Source organism: Oceanospirillum linum (assembly GCF_001995095.2).
Lineage (GTDB): Bacteria > Pseudomonadota > Gammaproteobacteria > Pseudomonadales > Halomonadaceae > Oceanospirillum > Oceanospirillum linum.
On sequence record NZ_MTSD02000014.1, the window covers coordinates 1 to 11,067 of the forward strand.

Annotated in this window: 1 protein-coding gene; it reads left to right on the forward strand. The window is 48.8% G+C overall.

All coding sequences use genetic code 11. The features are described from left to right. Nucleotides 1-302: 302 nt before the first annotated feature. A complete protein-coding gene (locus BTA35_RS16355; RefSeq protein WP_078320893.1) occupies nucleotides 303-11,066 on the forward strand; it encodes a hypothetical protein in 10,764 nt (3,587 codons plus the stop codon). The last annotated feature ends 1 nt before the right edge of the window (nucleotide 11,067 follow it).

The window sequence follows — 11,067 nt, forward strand, 5'->3', positions numbered from 1 at the left end:
GGTATTGGTTGAAGAGTTCAAGGTTGATCCGCAACGGGTGCGGAGCAAAGGGTATGGTGAGTCGAGATTGTTAGATCCGGCAGATAACGAAGCGGCCCATAGCAGGAACAGGCGAATAGAGGCGGTTGTTTATGCGGTTGAGATGCAAAAGCTGACACGCTGACCGGTAAGAGGTGTTTTTTTTGACCTTTGACAAGTGTTGCAGGAAGTATAACTTTTGGTCAGCTGATATCTTGTAGTGGATCTTTTATCATCCGAGTATAAGAATTTTAATGTGATCTCTAAAACTGAGGTATTAAATCATGGCCGATAAAGACAGCAACTTAAATGAGTCCGGTATTAAGGACAATACCAGCTCTCAGAATGTATCTGAGGAAGCGCTGCTGTTTGATGAGGCAACTGTTCTGAGCCGCCAGGAAGAGGGCGAGCAGGAAGATACTAACCGTATCGATACTTCAGAACTCATGGGTAATACTCAGGAATCCGGAAATGAAAATATTCAGACTGTTATTCCGGAAGAGATCAATGGCGAACGTTCCGGCTTCGTAGAAGGTGCTATCAGGGATGAGGCACTAGCCGACCAGCTTGAACAGACCGACATAGAAACGGTTACCTCGACCCGTGACGAGTTGGAGCCGAGTGATGGGGCTCAGGCTGGTATTCAGGAGCCGATTACTCCTGTACGTGACACTCAGTCCGATCCTCAGGGAATAAATATCGATTCTCCGGGTGGTACATCGGAGGCGGCCATTGATGATCTGGTAATACCTTTGGACTCAGGAACCTCAACCCCGGTACCGACTGACCAGAATGATGACCCAGAGCCTCGCCCTGAACCAACGCCTCCTACAGAGTTAGACCCTGAAACAGATCCTGAAACAGATCCCGTACCGGAGCCTACCGAGGTAAGCTTGGGACTCTTCGCTGTCGTTGATGGCGAATATGTGAAGGTGAATACCATCTATGAACCAGGTTATCAGGGTGATGGTGGAAGTGATTTCCCGGATACCGGTGATTACATTATTCTGGCTTTCGATGCTCAGGGAAATATTCTGCCTAACCAGCCGGGTGGTACGGTTTCGGTTACAGTAGGCGCGGCAGGGGACAGCGCCCAGCGAGGCTCAGATTACGAAGCTCCGGGTGCCGTCAATGCAACGGTTGGTCAGGTTTTTAACATCACCGCAACTGATGATGGTCTTTCCGACAATGGGGAGAATTTTTCTCTTACGCTGAATCAGGACTGGGATAATCCTTCAGGCTTTGACGTTGTCAATTATGGCAATATCAATGTTAATACCACCATTCTGGATGAGACGGATAACGATCCGGCAACCCCGGGTGATAACGACAGTGCCTTTACCCTGAAACTGTTTGCATCGGATGATCAGGGCAATGTGCTGCTGGATGGCAATGGTGACCCGATCACCGCCACGGAAATCCATGAAGACAGTAATAACGGCGATATCACCGCGTACTACGTGGTGAAAGCGGTGGATGACCAGGGTGACCTGTTAGCAGACCAACCCGGCGGTACGGTGGACGTCACCTTTACCAATGACTCCACAGAAGATAGTGATTACACCTACGGCAACACCAATGTCGCCGTAGGTCAGGCCTTTAGCGCCACATCGGTGGATGATGCGCTGGCCGATAATGGTGAAGACTTTGTGGTCTCCCTGAATAATGGCAGCTACAGCGAAGATGCGGCTAATACCGCCGATGGTAGCGGTCAGTATGAAACCGTAACCTACGCACCGGATACCGTGACCACCACCATTCTGGATGAGACGGACAACGACCCGACAACCCCGGGCGATAACGATAACGCCTTTACCCTGAAGCTATTCCCGTCTGATGCTGATGGCAATATTGTCACTGATGCATCAGTAATCCATGAAGATAGCGGCAATGGTAGTACTACGGCGTATTATGTTGTTAAAGCCGTGGATGAGGAAGGTAACCCTCTGATAAACCAGCCGGAAGGCATGGTAGACGTTACCTTTACTAATGGTTCCGCGGAAAGTGGTGACTATACTTACGGCAATACCAATGTCACCGTAGGACAGGCCTTTAGTGCCACATCCGTGGATGATGCCCTGTCCGATAATGGCGAAAATTTTGTGGTCTCTCTGAATGAAGGGAGTTTCAGTGATGCCGGCTCTTATGAAACGGTAACCTACGCACCGGATACCGTGACCACCACCATTCTGGATGAGACCAATACATCAACGCCTAACGATAACGACAGCGCCTTCACCCTGAAACTGTTTGCCTCGGATGATCAGGGCAATGTGCTGCTGGATGGCAATGGTGACCCGATCACCGCCACGGAAATCCATGAAGACAGTAATAACGACGATACCACCGCGTACTACGTGGTAAAGGCGGTGGATGCCCGTGGAAATCCATTACCGAATCAGCCAAAAGGCACGGTGGACGTCACCTTTACCAATGACTCCACAGAAGATAGTGATTACACCTACGGCAACACCAATGTCACCGTAGGACAGGCCTTTAGTGCCACATCGGTGGATGATGCGCTGGCCGATAATGGCGAAGACTTTGTGGTCTCCCTGAATGATGGCAGCTACAGCGAAGATGCCGCGAATACCGCCGATGGTAGCGGTCAGTATGAAACCGTAACCTACGCACCGGATACCGTGACCACCACGATTCTGGATGAGACAGATAACGATCCGGCAACCCCGGGTGATAACGACAGCGCTTTCACCCTGAAACTGTTTGCATCGGATGATCAGGGCAATGTGCTGCTGGATGGCAATGGTGACCCGATCACCGCTACGGAAATCCATGAAGACAGTAATAACGGCGATACCACCGCGTACTACGTGGTGAAAGCGGTGGATGACCAGGGTGATCTGTTAGCAGACCAACCCGGCGGTACGGTGGACGTCACCTTTACCAATGACTCCACAGAAGATAGTGATTACACCTACGGCAACACCAATGTCACCGTAGGACAGGCCTTTAGTGCCACATCGGTGGATGATGCACTGGCGGATAATGGCGAAGACTTTGTGGTCTCCCTGAATGATGGCAGCTACAGCGAAGATGCGGCGAATACCGCCGATGGCAGCGGTCAGTATGAAACCGTAACCTACGCACCGGATACCGTGACCACCACCATTCTGGATGAGACAGATAACGATCCGGCAACCCCGGGTGATAACGACAGCGCCTTTACCCTGAAACTGTTTGCATCGGATGATCAGGGCAATGTGCTGCTGGATGGCAATGGTGACCCGATCACCGCCACGGAAATCCATGAAGACAGTAATAACGGCGATACCACCGCGTACTACGTGGTGAAAGCGGTGGATGACCAGGGTGACCTGTTAGCAGACCAACCTGATGGTACGGTGGATGTCACCTTTACCAATGACTCCACAGAAGATAGTGATTACACCTACGGCAACACCAATGTCACCGTAGGTCAGGCCTTTAGCGCCACATCGGTGGATGATGCGCTGGCTGATAATGGCGAAGATTTTGTGGTCTCTCTGAATGAAGGTAGTTTCAGCGATGCCGGCTCTTATGAAGCGGTAACCTACGCACCGGATACCGTGACCACCACGATTCTGGATGAGACAGATAACGATCCGGCAACCCCGGGTGATAACGACAGCGCCTTTACCCTGAAACTGTTTGCATCGGATGATCAGGGCAATGTGCTGCTGGATGGCAATGGTGACCCGATCACCGCCACGGAAATCCATGAAGACAGTAATAACGGCGATACCACCGCGTACTACGTGGTGAAAGCGGTGGATGACCAGGGTGACCTGTTAGCAGACCAACCTGATGGTACGGTGGATGTCACCTTTACCAATGACTCCACAGAAGATAGTGATTACACCTACGGCAACACCAATGTCACCGTAGGTCAGGCCTTTAGCGCCACATCGGTGGATGATGCGCTGGCTGATAATGGCGAAGATTTTGTGGTCTCTCTGAATGAAGGTAGTTTCAGCGATGCCGGCTCTTATGAAGCGGTAACCTACGCACCGGATACCGTGACCACCACCATTCTGGATGAGACCAATACCTCAACGCCTAACGATAACGACAGCGCCTTTACCCTGAAACTGTTTGCCTCAGATGATCAGGGTAATGTGCTGCTGGATGACAATGGTGATCCGGTATCTGCAACTCAGATTCATGAAGATGGTGAAACCAGTGCTTTCTATGTTGTTAAAGCCCTGAATGAGGCGGGTGATTTTGTCGATCTGAATGGTACTGTTGATGTCCGCTTTGATAATCACACCGCCGAAAACGGAGATTACCTGATAGAAGGAACGGAAGTTACTTTAGGTCAGGCCTTTAGTGCTCAGGCTGTGGATGATATCTGGGCGGATAACAATGAAACTTTCACTGTGGAGCTGGTGGAAAACTCTTACAGTGAAGATGCTGCTTATACCCCTGGTGGTGCATATGAAACCGTTACTTATGATGACGCCAGTGTAACCACGACAATCCGTGATCTTGATATTGCTGGTGTTGAAGATAACCGCAATACTCAGGAAGGCGATGGTGCAGGTGGTGACTGGGAAATACAGCTTCTGGAACATCTTGGTGACATTCACCCGGAAGAAGATTTTTCCTCAATTACAGTTTCCGGGATTCCTGTCGGAGTGACTCTCAAAGATGGAGATGGGAACGAGCTAACCCCTGTTGGTGGTGAGTATACGGTTTCCGACTGGCAGGAAGCACTGGGTCTGACGATCACGCCACCGGTTGATAGTAGTGAAGATATTTCTCTGGATTATGAACTGTCTCTTGAAGACGGCTCTCTGGTGTCTTTTACACAATCCATTGTGATTACCCCGGAAGCTGATCAGCCCTGGACCCTGGGTGATTTGGAATCTGAAACCGTCACCTACCAGGACACGCTACTGGAAGATTCCGGTTGGCAGCATCTGGATGCGGGTTGGACTGATGGAAGCTCGGTATTCAATGAGCTAACAGCCTCTACCGGAGATGCTGACGGCAGTGAAAGTAATACCTGGGTTCGCTTTTATTTTGATAGTGATACCAACCTGCCTAATGGCACGCAGCTGAGTTATGAGAGCGATAGTGGTGCTTTAAAATCACACAGCTTCTACCCGTCAAAGAATTACTTTGATATTCCTGCGGATAAGCTTGATACCCTGCAAATTAAAGCACCTTCTAACTTCAATGGTGAGCTTAGCTTTAAAATAAAGACTGCAGTGCTCGATACAGATGAAGATGGGCGTGGATCTGATAGCCTCTGGAGTGACAATGGTGATTCTAATCAAGTGTGGGGAGAGCCGGATATACTGAAAATCCAGGTTTCCGGTGATGCCGATCTGGATTTGAATCTTATTTCTGCTACCAGTGTTATTGCTCCGGAAGATAGTGGTCGGAATCAGAGCACCGGTGAGCTGACCCAAAATGCAGATGGTACTTATGATGTATCCGAGGCCATTGATCTCGAGATTAACTTCCAGGAAGGCCGATACACGAATACAGAAGTTATTGAGCTTAAGATAGATGGTATCCCGGCAGATACTTTTATATTTGATAAGAGCGGTAATCTGTTAAATGGTGACGGTGCTGACGGTAGTCTGGATAGTATCAAAATTGTCCTTGACCCGGATGGACAGCATTACACTGCCTCGCCCGGTGACGTTGTACTGACCTCAAAATCAGCTTTCAATGCCTATGTAGAAAACCTTAAATTGGTTCCTGCCCATGACAGCAACGAAGACTTTACGCTGACTCTTAACCAGAAATCCACTGAGCCTAACTGGGATGGCAGTGTTGGTGGTGAGAAAACCAAAGAGGTTACTGATACGTTTGAGGTGCAGCTTACCAGTGTGGCTGATGAACCTCTGGTGACAGGAACAGATACCCCTATTACTTTGACTGAAAGTGGTAACTGGCAGGACCTGTCAGGCTTCCAGATCGCCTCCGGCGAAGAGCAACACCTCTCTGAAGAAGTATACGCACTGATTCGCAATGTGCCGAATGATGTTGGCCTGCGTATTGTTGATAGCAATGGCACTGAGCTCTTTGATCAGCTGGTATTGGCGAATGCAGATAGTGGCGGCACAGACTGGCGTATTGATAATGAAACCCTGCAGAAGATTAATGATGGTGACTACAGTATCCAGCTGAAAACTCCAGATGCGGATTACAGTGGTTCTCTTGATTTTGATGTTCGCGTTACTGTTTTAGATGTTGACCCGGATTCAGGTCAGGAGACTGACACTCTGATATCGGATTACACTATGAATATCGTAGTGCAACCAGAAGTAGAGGGGTATGGAGATTCTCAGTCGTCCGGTAACGAAGATGAATGGATCGAGCTGGGATTAACCATTGGCTCCAGCGATGGGGATCAGCTAGTTGAAGGTCAATATGAGTATGATGGCAACACGTATGACCTGAAAATTGAGATACCAGGTCTGGGAGAAACAGCTGAAGATATTCAGATTCAGGGTGACGGCCTGGTGATCGATTACGCCAACAACCTGGTTTATCTGGATCATGGTGACATAGGTTCTATTGAGGTTCTTGCGCCTCAGCACTCCAATGTGGATCTGTCTGGTATTCAGTTCCATCGATATCTGAAAGATGATATGGATGACAGCTCTACCAATGATGAAGATATGCAAGAGGTTATTACCGGGCATACCGTTAAAATATCCGGTGTTGCTGATGGCTGGGAGGATACCGATAACGCCGGAAATGGTACGTCCGATGATGTTGCTGATACAGATTATGATGGCTTCATTGTGCAGGATGTGGCAAGCGGCGATTCGGCCACATCGCTGACGGATATTGTTGTCCGAAATGACAATATAGAAGACCGCTACCATGATGATACTGCAGGCACATCGCCATCAGACGATACCTCAGAATCTGAGTACTATATTATTCAGAACCAGAGCGGCGCAGGGAATACTACCTGGATGGTTGAGGGTGGTATTAATGCTGGTGGCGGTGTCTGGGTTGTACCTGCGGATGCATTTGATGCAGCCAATATCAAGATTCTTCAGACGAATGCGGGCGACGGCTCTCTTAACCTGGAAATTATTCCGGTCAGTGAGGAAAATGACGGGGATCTACTTTTTGATCAGGCCCACACCTTTACTATCGGGTATACCGGTGGATCAGAGCCTGTTGCTGGTGTCGATGGTGATGGACACTTAGTGGTTGACGACGGTAGTGGTGGTGGCAGTGGTAGTGCGCCTTCCATCGTTGTTAGCAGTAAAGATACAGGCCTGGAAGATACATCCTTAACTGATGTACTGAATGGAACCGCTGCAGATGGTGCAAACCTGTCATATGTTATTGATGGCAATGAAACAAACGGCTCTGTAGATACCAGTGGCATGTATCAGCTACCGGATGGCAGTTATGTGGGAACCGGTGCTATTAACTTTAACCCTGATGCTGATTTTAACGGCGATGCTGGCTTTGATGTTGATATTATTGCCACTGACAGCAACGGCAATCAGTCTTTCGTTTCTGAAAATATCACCTTAGATATTAACCCTGTTCTGGATAACACATCGGTGAGCGCTGATGGCGGCACAGAGATCGATGATCCTGCCTCTGAAGGCATTGCTCTGAACTTACAGATCAGCTCTTCGGATAACGATGGCTCAGAAGAGCTTCAGGGGGACGTAACCATTACGCCACAAAGTGGCGGTACGCTCCGGGGGCCGGGTGTTGTTGATAACGGTGACGGGTCTTACACGGTTGCTGGCGAGCATTTAGGCTCAGTTTCTTTTGTGCCTGATGCTTATAGCCATGGTAGTTATAGTTTTGATATCAGTTATCAGTGGACAGATATTGATACTAATGGCGGCTCTGATGTTACAGAAGTTATAACAGACTCCTTTAGTATTAATCTGGCCTCACAGGTTGACCAAATTGACGTAGATTTAACACCGACTGCAGATATTGATGAGGCTGAAGACTACCCATTGGATCTGTCTGTTTTCCAACATGATAGCGATGGCAGTGAGATTGCTTCTGTTAAAATCAGCGGCATACCGGATGCCCTGGTGATACGTGATGCAGCCGGTAACCAGATTGGTAACTACAGTGACAACGGTGATGGCACTGTCAGTATTGTTCTTAAAGGATCAGAGGTCCCTTCTGGCGGTGGCCTGGTGCTTCATGACACTACAGGAACCTATGGCGGTGAGTTTAGCGTTGAAGTCTCTGCATTCAGCTTTGATAAGGTTACGAAAGAGATTGAGCAGGGTTCTGACACCGTTACGTTGACGATCAATCCGGTTGCCAGTGAAATCTTAGAAGTGGATGCTGGTAGTGCTCAGGATAATGAGATTCAGGGTCTTGAGGATAATGACGGCATGTCACTTGACCTTGATGTCATTATGTCGGATCTGGATGGTAGCGAGAAGCTGAAAGTTACATTTGGAGAAGAGTTTACCAACGCGGGCTTCAGGGCTGAATACACTGATAGCCTTGGCCAGACTCAGTTATTGGCTGATGAAAGCCTGTTAACTGCGGAAGAGGCACAAAGCATCAAATTGATCCCTCAGGAGAACTACAGCGGTGACCTGGATCTTGATGTTCATGTTCAGACTGTAGAGGTCGATGAGAATGGGGATGTGCTGGATATCCTCACGGATGCCGAGACGGTGACCGTTCATATCACAGTTAATCCTGAGGCTGATAACGTTAGCATCACTGATGTGACTGATAAAACAGTGACAGAGGATGCAACCGCTGTGGATGTTGGGCTGGAGCTTAGCCTGGTTGATAGTAGTGAGCTATTGAATGTAACTCTGACCGGGTTGGAGCCAGGCTCTACTGTGAGTGTTGATGGGCAGAGCCGTATTGTTGGCGGAAATGGTAAAGCAGACTTCAGCGAATTGACGGAGTCTGATGCTGAAACTCTCAGTATTACACCGCCACAAAATTACAGTGGCACCATGAATATTGGCATTAATGTAAAAACTGTCGATGGCAATGATGTGCTGGATACTGCGGTTACAGAGTCTTTTAATCTGACTGTCGAGCCGGAAGCCGATACTCTTGTTATTGCTGATGCAGGTTCTTCCGGCACCGAAGATACGGCAATTGATTTAGGATTGAACCTGACTCTTGAGGATAGCTCGGAACAAGTTAATGTGACGTTAAGTGGCCATGAAGCAGGCTCAACCTTCTCGGTTAATGGCAACCCTGTCACAGGTACGTCCGGTAGCGGCGGCTCCATTACCTTTGACGGTTTAACTCCTGCTCAGGCTGAGTCCTTGGAAGTGACGCCACCGGAAGATTACAGTGGCACTATGACCATGAATGTCAGCGTTAAAACAGTTGATGGCGACGACGTGCTGGATACGGCTGCTACCCGTTCATTTAATATTGAAGTTCTTCCAGAGGCTGATCAGCCAGATCTGGATGACCCTGTGCTTGATAATGAAGTGGATAATGGTGATGGTTCTTTCACCTATGATCTGGATCTTTCTGCATCACTGAATGACGATAGTGAGTCGCTATCTTTGCGGGTTGATGGCATACCGGATGGCAGCGCCTTAATGAACAGCAATGGTGATAATCTCACAATCACAGACGGTTCGATTACCCTGTCACCAGACCAGTTAGCCGGTCTGAAATTAACCAGTCCTGAAGCCCTTGTTTCAGATGGTGCTGGTGGCCTGAATATAGAGGCAACTGCCATCTCTACAGAAGATATGGGCACGGCTAATACTGGTGATGATACGAGTGCCGTTCAGACTAAAACCATTGTTGATGGCGTGATTGAAGGCATTGCTTACACAACATCTTCTGGTCTGACCGGTTTAACCGATGAAGAAGGTAACTTCGAATATCGGGAGGGTGATTCTGTAACCTTTAATATTGGGGATGTGGTGATTGGAACTGCCACACCAGATGATCTTGGTCAGTCCAATATTTTCCTGCAGGATATGGCGGACGTATCCCGTGCCGACTTGAATGACGAATATGTTGAAAACATGGCCGTCTTTCTGCAGTCACTGGATGCGGATGGTAATGCCGATAATGGCATTACCATCACGCCGGACATCCATGCTGCTTATGAAGATGTATCCATAGACTTGAGTACAGCTACTGAAGCTGAAGTGCGTGATGCGGTTGAGCTGGCAGGCAAAACAGCGATCTCTGAAGAACAGGCGATGGATCATGTTCAGAGAATGCTTCAGGAGCATGGTGGGCAAACAGAGTTTGAAGCACACCTTGACGACTCTTTATCTGCTGATGGCTCTTTACCTGCTGAAGGCTCTTTACCTGCTGAAGGCTCTTTACCTGCTGAAGGCTCTTTACCTGCTGATGGCTCTTTATCTGTTGAGGACTCTTCACTGGCTGATAGCTCTTTAATCACGGCCAGCTTTGCCAAAGAGCCGATTGAAGGGCTAAGTTACGAAACCAGTTCAGGGTTGACCGGGGAGCTAGACCACGGTGCTTTCGACTATCAGTCTGGTGATACAGTCAGCCTCTATGCTGATGGTCAGTTGGTTGCGGTATTTGATGCTGATGAGATCGGAAATGACCGGGTGATTACCTTCGAAGAGGCAGATTTCCTTGTAAGTCAGGATGAGTTGAGTCAACTGTTGGCCGATGCAGATCAGTCTATGACAGACGGGGCTGAGTCGGGATCTGTGACAGAAACTGAGTCTGAGTCCGATATGGCAGAAGAGTCTGAACCTGAAACCTCTGCTGCCGAGACTGAGTCCGATATGGCAGAATCTGAGCCTGATACGGTGGAAGAGCCTGAACTTACATTGGCAGGTAACTCGGAGAATGACTTCGGTATTCCTGAGCAGGAGGAGTTTGATCTTACCGGTGAAAACGACCTCTTCCTCTTTGGAGAGAGTCAGAACCAGGGGTTGATGGATGCACTGGAGAACGGTGTGCAGCAACCTGTCTCGGATCAGGGCTGGTATGGTGAGATTGAAGCAGACCAGAGTCATGGTGATACCGAGAGCTTTGGCGATCTTGATGTTGATAGCACGGTCGAAGAAACAGGCTATCTGTCAGAGGATGATCAACCCTGCGAGTGGTAAG